Source organism: Ruminococcus sp. J1101004sp1_RTP21198st1_B9_RTP21198_201120 (assembly GCF_040924245.1).
In the GTDB taxonomy this organism is placed as follows: domain Bacteria; phylum Bacillota; class Clostridia; order Lachnospirales; family Lachnospiraceae; genus Blautia_A; species Blautia_A faecis.
In genome coordinates this window covers 41121-60789 of the sequence record NZ_JBCOMI010000026.1, presented here as the reverse complement: position 1 = coordinate 60789, position 19669 = coordinate 41121, and the positions used below count along the sequence as shown (strand labels likewise).

Sequence of the window (19669 nt, the reverse complement as noted above, 5' to 3'; positions counted from 1 at the left end):
GCACCACGTCCTCTTTATTATTTTTTTCAATTTTTTCCCCGTTTTTCACTTTTTCGTATATCATACGCGCAATTTCCTGAGGGGTTATTTTTCTAGCATCAATGTGTCCAATACTTCCTACAATGCCAGGAACTCTCGTATCATCAAAGCGTACCGGTAAAATATACTGCTGAAAATCAGGACGTGACTCATGCATATTTCTTTCTAGGGCGGAATTGACTTCTAATCTTGTCCATATCTTTTCTACATATTCTTTTGAAATAAAAGGAACAAAATACATTGCTTTTTCAAAATAGACACTATCAAGATACTGGGTAAGATTCTTGCCCCAGAGATTAACCTGTTCATTATAGTCATAAAAATGTCCGACATTAAGACGTGTTAGTTCCTTTGACACTTTCTCAACATAATCACGTTGTTCTCCCGCAAATGAGAGCGCCACTTCGTATTCAAAATCCTGTTTTTTCATGCTGTTCCTCTTATACATCAAAAAATATTGGATAATTTGGAATTATCCAATGGTACTGGTGCGATTTGAGGAAACAGTATGACAATATAAGGTAATTAGAAAATCCTTTGAAATCGAGATAACGGATTTTTACAGAATTTTCTTCCGAAAATAAATGTGCAAACGCTTTCGTGCGACGGCATTGAAAGAAGTATTGTGTTTAGGCAGGACAATTGCTGAGAACGATTGATACTTGGAAGGAGATTGTGATCACGCTAGGAAGGATATAGTAAGTCCCAGCAGTAGGGGACAGAAGGAGCAGAGTAGAAAACTTCTGGCCTTTTACTGAAGAATTGTATGCTAATGATCTGTTTATACCAGCTTGAGCAGATTATGAGAGCTGAGTTTGCTTGCTTGAATTGGGGGAATACGTTTATCTGTTTCAGAAAAATGAAAGTAATGGTGAAGAATATTCTATTACTGTAAATGGCAGTATGATATGATGGTGGAAAACGGAGGCGTTTAGGATGAAATTGCAGGATAAACTGATACCATACTTGGAGTATTGCACTTATAGAAAAGAACTGGACAAAAAAACAGTGAAAGCATACCGGATTGACTTGAAGCAGTACTTTTCTATTGTATGTTGTGATGAACCGGATAAGGAAAAAATCGAAGAGTACATTACTGGACTGCATAAAAAATACAAGCAGAAAACTGTGAAGAGAAAAATTGCATCTGTAAAGGCATTTTATAATTATCTGGAAGAAGAGGAGCTGATAGCGCAGAATCCATTTCATAAGATAAAGGTTAAATTCAAAGAGACTACGATTCTTCCGCGGATTATACCGAGGGAAGAAATCGAGCAGCTGCTTAATTATATGTATGCGTGCTTAGGGGATGCTTCTGTTGTCGGCTACAAATATCGTTTGCGAGATGTAGCTGTTGTAGAAACGTTTTTTGCAACCGGTGCCAGGGTATATGAGATATCCAATATACGAGAAGAGAGCGTGAATCTTAATTCCGGTCTGATACGGATTATGGGGAAGGGGGGAAAAGAACGGTATGTGCAGATTAGTAATGACTCTGTTTTAATGATTCTAAGAAAGTATTATGAAGAAAACAAAAGTGAAATAAAAAAGAGTGGTTTTTTTTTCATAAACAACAGAGGCAACAGATATACAGAGCAGTCCATTCGTCTGATGTTGAAGAAGTATACTGGACAGGCAGGAATCGAACGAAACATTACGCCACATATGTTCCGACACTCATTTGCTACCTATCTAATTGAGGAAGGCGTGGATGTGAGCTGTGTTCAGCAGATATTAGGACATTCATCCATTAAAACGACACAAATTTATATTCATATAGCAGCAAAAAAACAAGCGGAGATTCTCCGGGAAATGCATCCTAGGAATAATATGAGCATTGTAGGTGCAGCATAAAATAAGAATATAACATAAAGGGCGTTTGGTTGATCGGTCAAAAAAGGGCGGTCTTTTTTGTATACCATAATATAAATTTTAAGATAGTTTTTGCCATAAGAAAGGGGAAGAATACATCATGCCGTTCGCTTCAAATTCTGTCACGAGAGGCCAGATGCTATCTGGGACGCCTATGGCGAATATCCTGATGGGGAAAAGAATGATGCGGAAGAATTTATATTTGTGCTGACCAGTTTTATAAATTTTTTGGTGAGGGTATATGTGGAATTCGAATATGCAAAGCTGAATTCAGTGGAAAGTCGGAATTCAAAATCGGTGGTTTTGTAAATTAATCGGACAAATAAGAAAATTAGCTCTCAGTGGTATTTTTCCATACTTTATTGACAAGATTGATTCGTTTGTATGATAATTTATAAAAAAGAAATTTGGCAACTTGAAGATATTGGGTGCAATCATTTGATGATGAATCTGTCATAAGGAATATGGAGGAATGCACATGAGCCTGGCATCAATCATTATATCAGCAGCAACAAAAGAGTTTGCTGGTTTTTCGGTAATCGGCTATCTGACGGAGAAAGCAGCAGATGTTGGTACGGGAAAAATTTGGACAGAATTGAAAAAGAAAATAAGTGATAAGCCTGATTCGTTTGAATGCAGGTTATATGGGGCAATTGAGAAAAGTGTTGGGGAGTATCTTTGCAAAGAAACCGGGGAAGATGTATCCGCTGCAATTTGCGAATGTATTTTTGACGTATGGTGTCTGGAAGGTTATTTAACCCCTGAACAGATTGCAAACATACTTTACCGCTATTCTGCATACGCAAAGCAGAACGATATTCTGGAGTGGTATCGTACTTTTCAGAACCAAATCATAAAAGATAATGTCTTGTATCCTATGTTTATGATGAATAATATACAGTTGAGTGGCAAACTGCAAAGGGAGCAGGATAAAAAAATAGACCAGGTATTGGCATTGTTGCAGGCTGTTATGAAAGAGAATAAAGAAACGCAGCAGAAAAAACCGGAGTATATTTCTGATCCGCCTACAGATATTGATTCATTCTATGTGGATAGAACGATGCTTGAAAACGAATTATGGACAGCCTTTATTTTAGCCGGAAAATCAGCGCTTCTATATGGGATGGGCGGAATAGGTAAAACGGAAATGGCAAAAGCTGTTCTGAAAAAAATCTATTCTTTACCTTGTGATGTTACGGGTATTTATCAGATTGCATGGGTTACTTATACGAATGGAAAGTTGAAAGATTCTCTGATTGAAGCGTTTTATGATACAAAAGGGTATACAGACAGGGACGAGGCATGGGAACATGTATATAACAGGATACAAACCCAGCGAGAGAAACTGCTGATTGTAATTGATAATGTGGAAATGATCGAACAGGATCGGGATATTGAAAGAGTGGGAGACCTGCCTTGCAGGATACTGGTAACAAGCAGAACCGAAAAGATCGGTGGGCTTTATAGATGTTCCGTAGACCATTTGCCGGAGGAAGACTGCCGGGATATCTTTTATCATTATTATGTTGGGAATCATGATAATCATTACTTGGATAAGATTCTGAGATTAATAGAATATCATACGGTAATGCTGGAACTTTTGGCTAAGACAGCTAATATGGAAGAAAAAACTCTGCAGGAGTTTTATGAGCTGCTTGTTCAAAAAGGGTTCCGCATGAGTAATGAAGAAGTCGATTCGCACCATCCATTATTGCAATCAGAAAAGAGGGTAACAGAGCAATTAAAAATCTTATTTACGATTTCAAAATGTCGTATCCAGGATAAGGACTTACTGTGCCAGCTTTCCGTCATACCGGCAATTCCATTTCAATATAAAGCCGTGAGAAACTGGATTGAGATTCAACATAAGTCACAGTTGGAATATTTGGTAAAGACAGGCTGGCTTAAAAGTGACGGAAAACTTGTTTCAACATATATCATGCATTCTGTAATTGCCTCTGCTATACGGTTTCAGAATGAGGAGTGCCTATATGAAAAATGCAGATATGTAATCCATTCCATTACAAAAGAAATGGAATGCAAAGAGCAGGAACACGGTTCAGAAAAGTCTTACCTAATCCCATTTTCTTGGTCCATTTCCGATGTACTACGGGATCATTTATGTGATGAACAGGATGCCGAGTTTCTGACGAATCTGGCATATGTTTATTATGATATAGGAAACTATGATAATGCGTATCAATTTTTTCAAAGAGCATTAGAAATTGATGAACGGGTAACTGGTCCGGATTCCATTACCGTTTCTTCGGATTACTACAATCTGGCAGATGTAAGTTATAATATGTACCAGTTTTCAAAGTCTCTTTTGTATTTGCGGAAAGCTCTGGCAATTCGGAAAAAGCATTATTCGTCTGACGATATTGGAGTTGTTGTGCTTATAAAATTATTGGCAGGAATATATGTAAAACTGAACCGGCCGGATCGCGCTGAAGCACTATATTCCTGGGCGGCAGATAAATTTGAACGGAATCCGAAAACCGATATCCTGCAGTTAAGTACACTTTATTCCGATATGGCTTCTTTTTTTAGGGAACGCGGATATCCGGGAGATTACGAGAAGGCAAAGATCTATTATCAGAAAACAGAACAAGGGATGAAACAGATCTATGGTGACAAGCCTCATCCGGAAATGGCTGCCTTTTATGATGAGTATGCGTTGCTTTATGATAATATGGGAAAATATTCAGAAGCGCTTTCTTTACTTCAAAAAGCATTAGAGATAAAACAAAAAACATTAAAGAAAGAGCATCCGGATATTGTTCAATCCTATGGAAGCATCGGACTAATCTATTATGAACTTACGGAATATGACAAGGCACTGGATTATTTAAATGAAGCTTTAGAAATTGCAGATAAAATCTGGTCAGGCCCGTTTTCGTTTAAATCGGATATTTATAATAATCTGGGACTTGTATACCGGAGTAAAGGAGACTATCAGAAAGCAGAAGAGTTGTATGGACGTGCGCTGCGTATAAGAGAAGAGATTTATACACCAGATCATCCGATGGTTCTTGCAACAAAAAATAATATTGCGCAGGTTTATGCCAGTGAAGAAAGGTATAGCGAAGCTATTTCGCTGTTTGAAACAGTTATCCGAAAATACCGTGGAAATTCTACAGAGGATTCGGTATTTCTGGCAACAATATATGATAACCTGTCAACTGCATACCGGGAAATGGAAAGATACAATGACGCTATTGATATATGCACAAAAGGCTTAAATATACGTAAAAACATTTATGGGAAGAAAAGTTTGGATTACGCAATCAGTTTGAATAACCTTGCCCTGATTTATTATGAAATGGGAGCGCTTAATGATGCGGCGGATATATTTAGTGAGGCGGTGACAATTAAAAAAGAGACTCTTCCAGAAATACACGGGCAGATCAGTATCGGCTATTTTAATTTGGGCCTTGTGTATGATAAGCTACATAGGGATAATGAAGCACTGGAAAATTATCGGGCTTCTATGGAAATAGACAATGAACTGGGAGCATATGGAGATGTTCTGCTGACAGCCGAATATGTTGCCGAAATATATGAAAGGAATGATATGCCAGAGGAAGCAGAGGCATATCGTACACTCTGCAGCGAAGATGATGAGCATTAGCCTGTTACGTCATAATAGATGATTTCAAGGGAACGATGTGCTTACGAATAAGATATTTTCACTGATCTTACTTGATTTTGGGAGGATTTTCTTTTATACTGAATTGGCAAACTGCACACGTTTTTTAAAAAAGTTGTACGGTTTAGGAATGGAGGCGAATTATTTGTGAATCAAGACCTTAGAAATGCATTTTTAAAAAAAGGCGGGATTCTTCAGACAAAGGATCTGCGTCAATTGGGATATTATTATCAGAAGATACAAGAATTGTTGGAAAAGGGTGAAATTGAGCAAATACGTCGTGGATATTATCAGTATATAGATGACGATTCTTATTCAGATATTTCAATTTTGAAAGCACTGTTTCCTGACGGTGTGCTGTGCAGGGAGAGTGCATTGGATTATTATGGATATACAGAACGAACTCCTTCAGCTTGGCATATTGCGGTTGACAGACAGACTTCAAGAAGAAGATTTCAAATTGATTACCCTATTGTAAAGCCTCATTTTGTGGTCTCTGACAAATTTTCTGTGGGAATAGAAATTGTAGAAATTGAAGGGTCAGAAATTCAGATTTATGATAGGGAACGTACGATATGTGATTGTTTGAAACACAGGAATAAGTTAAACGCGGAAGTATTTAATGGAGCGATTCAGTGTTATCTGGCGGATGGTAAAAAGAATGAGGGAAGACTTGGAAAATATGCATCTGTCTTTCATGTAGATAAAAAGGTAAGGGGGATTTTAGGAATATGGCTGTGAAAAATCGTGTAGCTTCAACATTGGCAAGATTGCGTAACCAGGCAAAAGCTGAGGGAATTGAGTATCAGGTGTGTCTTCAATTGTTTTTTCAAGAAGAATTTTTAAGAAGGCTTTCTTGTTCAAGTTAGACAATATCCAAAGTGTTATGACGGAGATTTGTGAGGTGAATACCGAGAATGAGTTTGTCCGGTTGGAGGTTGTGGAGTCAGAAAGAAAGCTACGGTATTTATTAATATGGAAAAATTAGGAAATATCTAGTATACTGTTTGATAGGATAATATGTAGTTATCCGCTGGTTGGAGGAGAATATATATGATTAGTTATATCATTGCAATGAATAATACATATGCACTCATGAGTAATTTCTTTGGGTTTTTGTTACCTTCAGTAAAACCGGATGATGAAATAATTATCGCATGTGACGGTTGTGACAGTACTGCCACAATGGATTATCTTAACTCACTGGCTCAAATAGACTTGAGAATTCGTTTAATAAAGCTGAAGGAAAAATTAGGATTCGCAAAAGTAAATAATTTGGCAGTAAATGTAGCCACATCAGAAACATTGGTTTTTATTAATACAGATGTGTTTCCGAATAATGATTGCATCAATAAAATGATTTGCGCACTAAACAGTGATGAAAAAATCGCGGCTGTACAACCATTACTTCTATACCCGCAAAGTGGTTTGGTTCAAAGTACTGGACATGTGTTTTCGGAATTTAAGAGCGGACACCTTTTTTCTATGAGAAAGTCAACGGATAAGATTATTAAACAATCAGCATCTCGACAAGCATTAACAATGGCGTTGTGTGCAGTAAAAAAGAAAGTTTTTTGGCAACTGGGTGGGTTTAATGAGACGTATTTTAATTCTCACGAAGGAATGGAACTAACACTAAAAATGTCTCTTCACGGTTATATTTGTATGTATTGTGCTGAAGCAATTGCATATCATTGTTCTGGTGTTGCACGCCAAAAGACGGCTTTTGATATCAGTAGACAAAGAGCATACTTTTATCAGCAATGGCATAGCCATATTATCAATGATTTGGAAAAATATTTGTCTCAGCAAATAAATTTTAATATGGATTTTGTTGAATATATCGTTTATAATTTAAGCAGTTCAACAGCTTGGAGAAGAATATTGGAGGAATTAAGAATCAATTATGAACAAGTAATAGTTTTGGAGGAACGATTTGACGAAAAGATCAATTTATATGACTGTATTTCGTTTACTTCCTTGCATTATCCGGGTCCATATTTATTTCTATGTGATTCTTTTTCACAAATCGCGTCCAATGATAATTGGATCCGCAATCGTAATAATCCGACAGACTTAGTATTAGATTTGAACGGGAATCTACTTCGCTTGAATACATTGATTCAAAATATTTAAATGCCAAAGAAAATGTTAATCATTACAAAACATCTTGATATTGGTGGAGCAGAAAAAATGCTGTTGCGCTTTTTGCCTGTTTTTATATCTCTTGGCTATAAGATTGATTTGTATTTATTATACAATTATAGAATGCAGATGGATTTTGAGTTTGATCTAGGATATACTAGCAATCAAATTGAGTTATTCAGTATTTTTCCTTATAAAACAAATGATTATAAGCAATTTATGAAAAACGAACCACAGGAAGTATATTATTCCGTAATACATGATACATATGACGTAGAGATTGCATTTCAAGAGAGTTATGCCACCAAAATTATTAGTACCAGTAAAAATAAAAAATCGAAAAAAATTGCATGGGTTCATTCTAATTTTCAAGAATATCATTTTTCTGCAAATGCATATGATAATGATGAAGAAGAATTAAATGCATACAGCCAATTTAATAATATTGTTTTCTGCTCGAAATCTGTTCAAAATGCATTTGATAAAACTTTAAAAAATAATTTCAAAAACAAAGAAGTTATTTATCCTTTGATACATTCAGCATTTTGTAATGAATGTGCTCAACAACATCAGCAACAAATGCAGGATTCGTATTTTCTTGTGCTTTCAAGGTATTCTCCGCAAAAGGGGTTGGACAGGCTTATAAAAGCTGCAAGATTGCTAAAAGATTGTAATATGCTGTTCAAAATAATCATTATAGGAAAAGGAGAATTAGAACACGATTTAAAGGAAATGATTATGATGTATAATTTAATAGATGAAGTACACCTGGTTCCTGCGGTTCCAAATCCTTTTCCATACTTTAAAAATTGCATTTGTTATGTAAGTCCGTCATATACAGAAGCTTTCGGAGTTTCCGTGCAGGAAGCACTTTGTATGCATATACCGGTAATTGCCTGTGATACGCCTGGAACACGTGAGGTTTTAAAAAACGGATTATTTGGAGAAATCGTCGAACCCTCTGAATATGCGTTGGCGAATGCAATGAAAAACTGTATTCTTGATTCTGGCTATACAAATACATTGATCAAAAAAGCAACAAATGGAGCGGATTACTGGGACAAAAAAGAGACTATTTCTAAAAAGAAGCTTGAAGTCCTTTTGTCACCATATCCGCGGATCTAAAATAAATGAGTGGGGAGAGTAACCCCCTTCCATATTTCCCCACTCGATATTTTGGATTTGTTTATAATATCTCAAATTATGTAAAGCTATGTTTGTAAATGAGCCACCAGCCTTGGAAACCATATTAAGATTCCGTTCTAAATATTTTTTTGCCTCAACAAAATCTTGAATAATTGTGTCAAGAGCAGAAAAATACATCCCTGTTTGATAAGCAAGACGTCCGCTAATATATAGCATAGAATCCAGTTCGATACTTAAAGCTTCTTCCTTCATTTTTTGTGCAATTGCTTTAATTCCTTTTGAATTTGCGATACCTGGATTTTTAAAATATTGTACTAATTTGCATAAGTTTTCACGTAAGAATCCACGAAAATATTCATTGATATAATTTTCTCTTTGCAAATCAATTGTTAAGTTATGGATTGTTTCTATTTCATCAAACTTTTCGAAATACACGCACTGCAGGAAAGCAAAATCCATTTTTGCTAAAATATACCGTTTTTCATTTTTACCGTTCTCTAATAATTTAATGCTTCTTTTATAATAGATTTCCGCACATAACGGACATACATAGGAAATACCCCGTGCGTAATCTAAGAGCCATTCTCCTATCATGGAATTATACTTATATGAATACAAAGAAATAGGAATGTTATTATTATATTTAATATATCTCTCGAAGATACCAGTAGCATCCAAAATCCTATCTTGCATGAACAAAATCATCATATAGCGATTCATGCAAGTAGAATACGCAATTCGAATATCCAATGCTAAATAATCAGTTTCATCCTTTAGACAGTTAATTTTCCTTTCCAATTCTGTTAAAGTGATAAGTATTTCACCTTCTAATTGATCAATTTGAAATAGACTATACAAATTATTGTACAATTCGCAACTAGCCATAGAATTTACATTAGAACCAATAGGTGTACTATTTTTTATTTTCCGAAAAATTTCGATAGCGCCACGCTTTCGGTCACAATGAAGTAAAGAAATCCCATAGTAAAATAATATCATATAATCTGATTCCGACCATTCTACTGCTTCTTTTTGATTCAAAAAATAGTATGCAATTTTCCCATAATTATACATGTTTCTATAATCACAAACGTAACTACATGTTCGCATATGTTCCAGCAGATCTGTTGAAATATTTATTACACTTTTTGGGGTGACTTCAATATATTTTGTATAAATTTCGGGAAGAAAAATCAAATTTTCGTAATTAGTTGCATTGTCTACAATTTTATTAAGGCAACAAACTATATAGTCAGTACATATATGCAAATTTTCTTTAAGAAATGCATTTCTATATAATTTACTATACGCTTTCACATTTCCGGCACTGTATTTTATGTATTGTGCTTTTTTTAAATTGTCAAGCTGTTCTTCAAGTACACCTATGTCATATAGAATCTCCCTCGGTACACCATTTTCAAACAGATAGATAAAAGACAGTGTTTCCAAATATCGTTTGTCAAATGTAAAATTTGATTTGTACAAAGTGATATTCCCAGCATTGTCAGAAAGATGAATATATTTCGCAATTACGTCTATATTATCTTCCTGATCCAGATAATACTTCAAGACTTCTACAACATCTATAAATGATGCTGGACAACAAGGCATTTCTTTATAAATCACATCGATAAAAGAAGACGTCCAATTGGTGAAATTATTTGAGAGACTATTTTTTATATCACCAGATGTTAATCCGCTCAAATAAAAATCACAGTCATTTTCCCTCCCTTTAGAACTAATCAAAAAGCGAGTGCTATTAAAACGTATAGAATGTTCAATAATACTCTTGACAGCATCATACTCAGGGGTACACAATCGCTCTGTATTGTCTAACAATGCCAGATGTGCCACTGAGTCTGTTCGGTGCAAAATTACCTTATTAATAAATTGACGGTTAGACATTATATTTCTCTTGACATTTTGTGCGTGAATTTCATCATAACATCCGTCTATTATCTCTAATATTAGATTCAAATCTCCATTTTTCGGATCAAGCCTTTCTTTTAATAACCCCTTATAATAATCTTTTGTGTCTGTAGATGTTTCTTTTTTGAAATAATTTACAACCTCTCCGAAATTAATGTAGATTATCAACCTGCACATCTCAATAGCATTTCGGTAATCTCCTTGAGGATAAAAATTGAAATACATAATTTGCCTTGTTGCATAAAAATGCCTCATAACATCTCTTAATAAAAATGTTTTTCCAAATCCAGAGTCTCCACCTAGAATTAATAAACGCTCATTTGGGTTTTTGTCCGATAATATCCTGATTATTCTTTCTTTATATACTAATTGCTGTGAATACATCAATTTAACTTCATTATCCGAGCAAATGTTTAGAGTAAAGGCATAAGACAATGGCATTTCATCATTCATTTTATATCTCAACTCTACAGCACCATCATAACAGTTTTTGGTATAAACCAGAAATTTAAACTGCTGAATGCCTGGTTTAATCCGTATACACTCATAATTTTCATATCCAGGGGAATTTATAAAGGAAAAAGGATAGGTATCATCCAAAATTGCGATTTCAGCGGATATATTTGCTTCTATTGTTACAACGAAAGCATAAAAATGTTGTGCATATAACTCTTGCTTCAGTGCAAGCAAATTATTATTACTATTAACTAAGTCCAAAATCTCTATTTCCGTAATAAGTGCGGCAGAAAGATATTGATTGGCAGAATCTAACTTTTCTTGAAAATGTGTTTCATATATATCTGGATGAAGATACAACCAGTATTCTAATTGAACTTTTGTTATACAAATAACACGAAAAAAGTGCATTCTTTCAGCTTGTTTAATGCGCTTCAATAAAGTATCCGGCAAATATCCATTAGTCAGAAAAAAGATAATTTCTATCTTTCCATTCAAAAAACCTGACATCATTGTAGGATCTATATCTGATTTTTTCAAGGCAGTACAGTCTTTTTTATATTTTGCTTCTGCCCATATATTTTCCAGTATAAGAGAAATGAAATCCCTATTGTTATCCCATGATGATTTTGTGCTTTTCCAGTCATATTCCTTATAATATTGGTTCAAATAATCTAATACAAGTTTTTCAAATTTTGAGCCAGAAATTTTATTATTTTCATTACTAAGCTCATATAATTTTGTCCAATTTATCCCCATTTTTACGACCTATCCCTTTTGATTGAACATATACCAATAACGGATAACTACATATTATCCCATTATCCATGTCAGCTAAGGCATTAGCGAGAGTAGTGCGGCTGCTCGTATACGGGACTTTACTTGAAGGTTATGTTTATAACAAAAGTTCTTTGGGGTTAGCAGCAAAATATGGTATACTTAATGAAAAATAATAGGGAAGAGTGCTGTGGCAATTTATACTTCAGGCATGATGATATGGTATGTACTCTTCTTCCGATACATAAGATGGGAGAGCTATACGCATGAGGATTATTACACAAGCGATTAGAGTGATTGACTATGAAAATAACAAAGTACTGCCGAGAGATATTATGCCTAAATTCGGTGAGTATATAGAGCAGTTGATTAGTTATATAAACGGTAATACTTCAATACGGGAATATAAAACACAATCCGTTGGAGGGGAAGTCATTAGTAGTATTCTGGAAATCGTTGAGAACAGATCGAACGAAGAAATAATCCTGCAGAGAATAGATATGATGGCGGAACGATTGCTGCGTAAGGAGAGAGAAGCACAGGAGCAGGTAGCAAGCATGGATATTAAGGTACAGAAGGGGAGTCTGATACTTTCATTAATTGAACATGATGAAAATTTATTGTTCCTGCTAGCAAAAGTTGAGCATACAGATTTTTTCGATGATACGGATTATAGCATTAAATCAGGATTTTCAAAAGATACGAAAAAGATATGGAAAACATGCTTATTTGAAATTTATGATGTAAGAGCGGAACAGTTTTGTGCAAAAATATACTCTAATACAGTTGCGAAATACTGGTGGCATGACTTTTTGGAATTAGAAGAACTTCAAAGCGATGAATGCAATACAAAAAGAGCGTTTAAAGCAATAGAAAATACATTAAACAGAAATCTAAAAAAAGTGGCACCGTATGATCATATGGTGATTCAGAATGCGATATATTTATATTTTAGCAGTACTGAGCAGTTTGACTTTTCTGAAATGTTAGAGAGGAATGTAAAGAACTATACGCCTAATGATATGACTGTTGAAAAGAAAGAGGAGCTCTTGCAGAAACTGCAGAAATTACCGGAAGAGCAGCACTTTGACCAGCAGTTCCACCCTTCTCTTTCAGTAATCAAACGTAAGATGAAAAAAACATATGATGTGTATAGCGGAATTCAGATTAAAGTAACCAGTGCAGTTGAGGATTTAGGAGATGTTATCGAAGCATATCAGGCAAATGACGGAAAAAGATATCTTAAAATTCGTATAGATAATGATGTGACATTTCGGACTTTTGAAAGGAAAGCAGAGAGTTAGGGGGAGAAATTTTGTTAGACCATATTATGGATAAGATAACTGATCTGACTGAGGAAGAGCGCCGAAAAATTTATACTGCCCGGTTTACATTTCAATCGAAGCAGGCAGTGAGTTATTCGGAATTGGCGGATATTATGCGGAAGATCCCATTGAGAGATGAAATCAGAATCTTTTTGGAATCCGAGAATGAAGATACTTTTATGATGAACAGAAATTCTACAGAAGCAGAGTATCGGGAGTTTATGGGAGAAATTTTGGAAGATGAAGTTATTTCGGCGAAGATTGAGATAAACAAAACTTTATCGGCAGGATATTTTTCTATTTACCGATTTCACAAATTTGCTGAAGATATTGTCAGATTACCAATGGATGAAGTACTGAAAATATTTGCTATGTTGTTGGATGAGGCGGAAAATAGTATAGTATTTGAAATGTTTGACAATGCAAACGCCTTTTATACCAAAACAATGTATTTCCTTCCTACAGGGAACAATGAAACGTCATGTTCCTTTGACAGAAAGCAGAGATTGTCAGAATGCAGGGACACATCTTATCTTTATAATCAGGATGTGTACGCGCTTCTTCCAGATGATTTTAAAATAGAAGTAGGATACGAGGGAAATCCGTTTAAAGAACTGTTTTTTAGACTGGAAACAGTTTTAGCAGCCAGTATGGTGGCATCAAATGCAATGTTGCAGGAGGGGCAGATAAAACTTCAAATTGTAGGGCAGCGTTCCATAGATTATGCTTTTAAGATAGACGATGTAGAAGGGAACCGGGTGTTGTACAAAATATATGATTGGATATATTCAGGTGGGAGTTCCATTGACAAGGCAATTATTGCCCGGAATATCATCTGTCTGCATTGTAAATACGAGCCGCTGTTAAAGGTGGATACAAAAATCCTTGCTTCTATTCAATCTAATTATAATCTGTACTTAAAAGATAATGTGACGCAGTATCTTGAAATGAGAAATAAAGTAGCGGAGTTTATCAGTGATATTATGTCCAGAACCGGGGAATATGCAACGGATCTGCTTGATAAATTCAAGACCAATATCATAGCAGTGTTTGGATTTTTGTTTTCCGTGATTCTTGCGAACATCGTATCAGATCAACCGCTGGATAATATTTTTACAAGGGATATTACAATTATTTTGGAATTGGTGCTGGTGGGATCAGTAGGATATCTTCTTATTTGCTACAAGCAGTCAAAATTTCAGATGGAGAAAGTTTACGATAGTTATGAGAAATTAAAAAAATCTTATGAAGGGATATTGACCGAGGATGATGTCCGGGAGTGCTTTCAGGATGACAGTCTGCTCAATGACATGAAGCAAACTGTAAGCAAAGCAGAGAAAAAATATTTGTTTTTGTGGATTGCTTTTCTTTTAATATTCTTTGTAATCATTGAAAAGATTAGTGAGGCTCCGATCGTGTTTCCGATTGTAAAAGAAGTGGCAGGAAAATGGCGGGTGATTCATTAATATGGAAAAAGATGTATTGGTACAAAAGGAAAGAGGTTTTATAGAAAAGTTCATGGTCCCTCAGATGTACGATCTGTTTCGGTTTGGCGGCAGTTCTGTGAAGGATGATGAGATGGGCATGCAAAGAATGCTGCAGAACTTTTCTGGCCTTTTTACGGAAGAACAGCTACGCAAAAACATGGAAAAGTACAACCTGCAGAAGATGTTCGGGGTGGTAAAGGAATATTTCAAAAAGGAATATGGATATGCGGGTGATTCTATCATACTGAGCAATAATTATCAGCATACTATTAATAGTTACATATATAATGACAGGGAAAATCCGGCATTTATCCATATTGATGAACTGTTTGAATCTACGGTGATTGCATTTCTCCTATCTATGTTTAAGTGGTCGAAAGATTTTGGAAACCTGGAGATTTACAGTGAGTGCTTCAAATATGTTTTATTTCTGATGAATGATGTATGTATTTTCGGAAAGATGCAGGGAACCGATTCGAATGATGTGCTTCTGGGACTGGTATCCGGAGATATACAAATTTTACAACTCGCAGAGGATTGTTACTGGACGATTGTGGTTTTCAGTCTGGCGCATGAAGTTGCCCATGCATATCTGGCATATACGGGTAGACAATATTCCAAACAGCATCCGGAAAAGGAAGAATACAACGCCGACATGATGGCATATCATATTGTCCTGAAAATCATTATGGAGAAAGAGGGTGAAGAACAGATTTTAGAAAAGTACACTTATCTAGCGCCCATGATGTATATGGATTTCTTTGACCTGTACTATTATACAGACCGGGTACTGTACAAATCAAGGCTTTCCGATCCACAGCATCCCTGGCCGGTTGATAGAAAAAACCGGTTGTTTGCAGTTGTGAATAAAGATGAATATGACTTTGATACAGTGGATGGAAATCACTTATATAGCGGGTTCCTTGATGTTTATGATGAATATAAAGACCAGGTTTTATTGAAAATGGAACGTGGAAAATTGGATAAGATCCTCCATACGGAGAGAAGAAATAGAATGCGGTGTGTAAAAGTATGACAAGGCAGGATGCGATAGAGTATGATAACTGGTTAAAAAGCGGGCTGATGCAGGAAGCAGAAGTTCTTGGGCTTGGTGAAAAGGCAGGGAGTGACCTTGCAGATAGGTACATCACAGTAATCCCGGATGACGAGAGGAAAGGAATGGTTTTTCTGGGAGAGGAAGCAGCCTCCTATAAACTGGGAAATGTACGACTGGATCTCAAAAAAGCAATCGTTGCAGCTCTGGAGTTGGCAGCATCGGTTAGTCTGCCGGAAAGCTTCTTCAATTATTTGCAATTATTGATTGTTGGGGCATTTTTTATCCAGAAATCTACGAAACAGGAGATTGGAAAAAACGAAGCTTATATATTGTATTTCCTTCATCAGAAAAATTGCTATGAAAGAGGAATTGATGAGGAAGATTTTCAGGATGAGTTTAAAATTTGGTGTGAAGAAAAAATGGAAAGCTGCCCGGATGGAGTGAAATGTAAAAAGGCGCTGAGAACACTGCGTAAGTACAAGGTAATTGATATAGAAGATGGAAAAATTTATTTAAGAGAGCGTGTAATAGGATATGTTGAGTGAAAGTAAATTTGAATCTTTGATTCCAACAAAAAAGTAATCTTTGCCTTTGTGTAGGGTAAAACCGTGTTCCGGGCAATCCTGCGGTTGACGAAAAAAAGCGATCAGAATCCAGAAAGTGAGAGCGGGCAAGAGGTAGAGTTTGTTGATATGTTAAAAGAGCAGGAAAAAGAAACGCCGGATGTGGGAGAAACTGAATAACTGGTCTTGTTTTTGAAACATTCATATTATGCCGGGATACCTGCAGGACAGCTTAGCATGGTTATGGAAAACGTTATCCATTTGGCGGAGAAAAAAGCAGAGAAAATCGGGGCGGAAACTGTAGTTAGCACAAGTTATAGGGAGTACGTTCAGGAAAGAGAGGATTATGCAAAAGCAAACTTTTATCTGTATATCTCAAAATCCAAGAATGGACTGATGCAGTTGGAACTGATGGAAATTTAGTAAATAATACGCTGTCTTATATTAAGTTCGGTAATGGCATTGATTCAGTGGATGAGATTGTAAAAACAGAAAGTGTGAAACAAAAGCTCGTCTATGCGACAGTTACTTATACCAATAAGTCAGATGAAGAAATTAACCATATGCTTTATATTGGTACATTGCTGTTGATGGACCATGAAGATGGATCATATCAAATTTACGATCCGACAGAACAGTCCGGAGATGACTACGACCGTGTTATATGGGATGGTGTTGCACGTACAGCTGAAATGACATACAACAGTATATCAGAGGATTATGGAAATGGAGGAAACTATATTTCTTCATTAAAACCTGGTGAGAGTATACAGGTGAATATGGCATGGATCGTAAATGAGAATGACTTGAATAATATGTATCTGAGTCTTAATGGTGATGGAGCTACATATGAGTTTTCAGATTCAATGTTAAAAACAGGATTGGTGGACATATATCAGTAATGAAAATCTTATTATAGAGAAGAGGCTGTCCGTAGTGGGCAGCTTCTTTTAGACATATTCAATCACCCAGCTACATTTTGCAATTCCTCTTTTCCACAGAAAATGTCCTGCGTATTCATATAATTAGCTTAAATAATTCGCATTTTCTTTCTTGTAATCATTCAGCTGGCCATATATAATAAATGCCAAATTGATTTGCTGGAGGAAACTATAATGCTCGAATATATCTCTGCTCCAGAAGCGGCGAAAAAGTGGGGGTATCTCTGAGCGGCAAGTACAGAAGTTGTGCGAAGAAAACCGCATATCTGGCGCAGCAAGACTCAGCCGTATGTGGCTGATACCAAAGGACGCAGAAAAGCACGTTGATGGGCAACTGAAAATTAGCAAATCTACGGATATGTAACATTTCACGGACATTTGCCTGTTATACTGTAGATACAAAGGAAGTGAGGATATGAAGCAAATTTTGATTGTTGAGGATGACAGCTTTTTGAATAAGATGCTGTCCTATAATCTGACAGCAGACGGTTACGGCGTGACTTCTGCCCTAAATTTCAGAACCGCTGCTGAAGCTGTTCGTCAGCGGGAATTTGATTTGATACTGCTGGATGTCAATCTCCCCGATGGCAGCGGCTTTGAACTGTGCAAACTCGTAAAGCCTAACTGCCCGGATGCAATTGTGATTTTTTTGACTGCCAACGATCAAGAGAGCGACCAAATACGAGGATATGAAGTTGGTGCAGTAGATTATATTACAAAACCTTTTTTGGTAGGAACCTTGCAGAGGAAAATCAAAGCGATGTTTTCGTTGTTGGAACATCATAAGTCTGCAAAGGAAGTTTACGACGATGGGCGGCTATTCTTGGATTTCTCAGAGCATTCCGCTTCACTAAACGGCATCTCACTAACCCTGTCAGCAATGGAATTTAAGATGCTGAATCTGTTCCGCAGAAACCCAAAACAGGTATTGACGCGCAGACAGTTATTAGAAAAACTATGGGATATTGACGAGCGTTTTGTAGACGAACACACGCTGACAACTTCTGTGAGCAGAATCCGCAGCAAGATAGAATCCGATGGCGGTGCGCCCTACATCAAGACAATCTATGGTTTGGGGTATCAATGGACAGGAGGCGAAGCAAAGTGAAGTTGCAAGGTCTTTCAGTAAAGCGGTTATTTTTTTATGTGATAATAGGACTTATCCTCTCCATGACCGTGGCCGCTGCCATTTTATATTATATAACAGAGCAAGCTGCGGTGTTAGCTGTCGGTGCTGTGCAGATTTTGTGCGCCCTTGCGTGGCTTCTTGCTTTGACACAAATATTGGGAAAGAAACTCGCTCTCTTTACCTCCGATCTATGCGGGACCTTAGATCATATGATTGCCGGAAATAAAGGCATCTCTCTTTCCGAGGACAGTGAGACACAGCTTGCCAGAATTGGTCACAGGCTGGCAAGGCTATATCAGATCATGCAGGAGGATCGTCGCCGGGTGGAAGAAGATCGGCAGGAATTGCAGTCACTTGTATCGGATATTTCCCATCAGGTGAAAACCCCCGTAAGCAATTTGAAAATAGCAACAGACACACTGTTGGAAAAGCCTATGACTGAGGCAGAGCGCACGGACTTTATTCGTGGAATCCGTACACAGACAGATAAGCTGAATTTTCTTTTTCAGGCACTTGTGAAAACATCCCGGTTGGAAACAGGCGTAATCCAGTTGGAGAAGAAAGTAAGCAGCCTATATGACACAGTGGCGCAGGCCATGAGTGGAATCGTATATGCCGCAGAGAAAAAAGAGATTTCTGTGTCCGTAAACTGTCCGGAAGAATTGATGCTTTCCCATGACAGCAAGTGGACGGTCGAAGCACTCTTTAATCTTTTGGATAACGCGGTGAAATACACATCGGTTGGCGGAAAAATCTCCGTATCAGTCGTACAATGGGAAATGTATGTGGAGATTAAAGTAGCTGATAATGGTAAAGGAATTTCTGAAAGCAATCAGGCAGCTATTTTTCGGCGCTTTTACCGCGAGGAAGAAGTACATAGCAAGCCCGGCGTCGGCATAGGATTGTACCTTACCCGCGAGATCATAACGAGACAGGGTGGTTATATTAAGGTGGTTTCTGTGCCTGGAAATGGATCTGAGTTTTCCATCATGCTTCCCGCAAAATAGTATGTATGTGGTGGGTGGTCGCTTTTGGCTGCCTGCCATTTTTTGAAATGTCCGAGTGCTGTAACATTCCATCCTGATTTGCAGTGATACAAATTGACCGTTGTAACATTTCACGGACATTTAGGTTTTACAATATCCCCATTAAAA

At 36.7% G+C, this 19669-nt stretch carries 15 protein-coding genes and 1 pseudogene; 14 read left to right on the top strand and 2 right to left on the bottom strand.

Annotated features, from left to right (window positions below; genetic code table 11):
• The coding region (locus AB5618_RS16155; RefSeq protein WP_368366915.1) for a TIR domain-containing protein at positions 1–469 on the bottom strand (469 nt) is incomplete at its 3' end.
• 506 nt (positions 470–975) lie between these two features.
• Here AB5618_RS16155 and AB5618_RS16150 point away from each other — a divergent pair.
• The 5 genes from AB5618_RS16150 to AB5618_RS16130 all read left to right on the top strand — a co-directional run bounded on the left by AB5618_RS16150 (position 976) and on the right by AB5618_RS16130 (position 8830).
• Positions 976–1893 carry a tyrosine-type recombinase/integrase gene (locus AB5618_RS16150; protein WP_148462710.1) on the top strand — a complete coding sequence of 306 codons (918 nt, stop codon included), beginning with the start codon at positions 976–978 and terminating at the stop codon, positions 1891–1893.
• Between the two features lie 496 nt (positions 1894–2389).
• Positions 2390–5542 (top strand): tetratricopeptide repeat protein, encoded by a 3153-nt coding sequence (locus tag AB5618_RS16145; RefSeq protein WP_173736304.1) that lies wholly within the window; start codon positions 2390–2392, stop codon positions 5540–5542.
• Between the two features lie 165 nt (positions 5543–5707).
• Entirely contained in the window at positions 5708–6301 is a 594-nt protein-coding gene (locus tag AB5618_RS16140) for a type IV toxin-antitoxin system AbiEi family antitoxin domain-containing protein (RefSeq protein ID WP_173736305.1), read from the top strand.
• Positions 6302–6613: 312 nt separating this feature from the next.
• The gene (locus AB5618_RS16135) at positions 6614–7696 is read left to right on the top strand and encodes a glycosyltransferase family 2 protein (RefSeq protein WP_148462705.1); all 1083 of its coding nucleotides are present in this window, start codon (positions 6614–6616) and stop codon (positions 7694–7696) included.
• Positions 7697–8830: a glycosyltransferase gene (locus tag AB5618_RS16130; RefSeq protein WP_148462706.1), complete on the top strand. Its 1134-nt coding sequence runs from the start codon at positions 7697–7699 to the stop codon at positions 8828–8830. It begins immediately after the preceding gene.
• Here the strand turns inward: AB5618_RS16130 and AB5618_RS16125 are convergent.
• On the bottom strand, positions 8810–11995 hold the full coding sequence (locus AB5618_RS16125) for a hypothetical protein (RefSeq protein WP_148462707.1): 3186 nt from the start codon (positions 11993–11995) through the stop codon (positions 8810–8812). The two genes, AB5618_RS16130 and AB5618_RS16125, sit on opposite strands and share 21 nt — an antisense overlap.
• 284 nt (positions 11996–12279) lie before the next feature.
• Between AB5618_RS16125 and AB5618_RS16120 the strand changes: the two genes are divergently transcribed.
• The 9 genes and pseudogenes from AB5618_RS16120 (at position 12280) to AB5618_RS16080 (ending at position 19522) form a co-directional block, all read left to right on the top strand.
• A complete protein-coding gene (locus AB5618_RS16120; protein WP_148462704.1) occupies positions 12280–13317 on the top strand; it encodes a nucleoid-associated protein in 1038 nt (345 codons plus the stop codon).
• Between the two features lie 11 nt (positions 13318–13328).
• A complete protein-coding gene (locus AB5618_RS16115) occupies positions 13329–14804 on the top strand; it encodes a hypothetical protein (protein ID WP_148462703.1) in 1476 nt (491 codons plus the stop codon).
• A gap of 1 nt (position 14805) precedes the next feature.
• A complete protein-coding gene (locus AB5618_RS16110; protein ID WP_148462702.1) occupies positions 14806–15861 on the top strand; it encodes a hypothetical protein in 1056 nt (351 codons plus the stop codon).
• Positions 15858–16427 (top strand): hypothetical protein, encoded by a 570-nt coding sequence (locus tag AB5618_RS16105; RefSeq protein WP_148462701.1) that lies wholly within the window; start codon positions 15858–15860, stop codon positions 16425–16427. Before AB5618_RS16110 ends, AB5618_RS16105 begins: the two co-directional genes overlap by 4 nt.
• Positions 16428–16682: 255 nt before the next feature.
• On the top strand, positions 16683–16868 hold the full coding sequence (locus AB5618_RS16100; protein ID WP_148462700.1) for a hypothetical protein: 186 nt from the start codon (positions 16683–16685) through the stop codon (positions 16866–16868).
• 74 nt (positions 16869–16942) lie between these two features.
• Positions 16943–17347 (top strand): hypothetical protein, encoded by a 405-nt coding sequence (locus tag AB5618_RS16095; RefSeq protein ID WP_173736306.1) that lies wholly within the window; start codon positions 16943–16945, stop codon positions 17345–17347.
• A gap of 213 nt (positions 17348–17560) precedes the next feature.
• Positions 17561–17750, top strand: a pseudogene (locus tag AB5618_RS16090) (helix-turn-helix domain-containing protein).
• Between the two features lie 51 nt (positions 17751–17801).
• Positions 17802–18494, top strand: a complete 693-nt coding sequence (locus AB5618_RS16085; protein ID WP_148462699.1) for a response regulator transcription factor — start codon at positions 17802–17804, stop codon at positions 18492–18494.
• Entirely contained in the window at positions 18491–19522 is a 1032-nt protein-coding gene (locus AB5618_RS16080) for a HAMP domain-containing sensor histidine kinase (protein ID WP_148462698.1), read from the top strand. Before AB5618_RS16085 ends, AB5618_RS16080 begins: the two co-directional genes overlap by 4 nt.
• Positions 19523–19669: the final 147 nt, after the last annotated feature.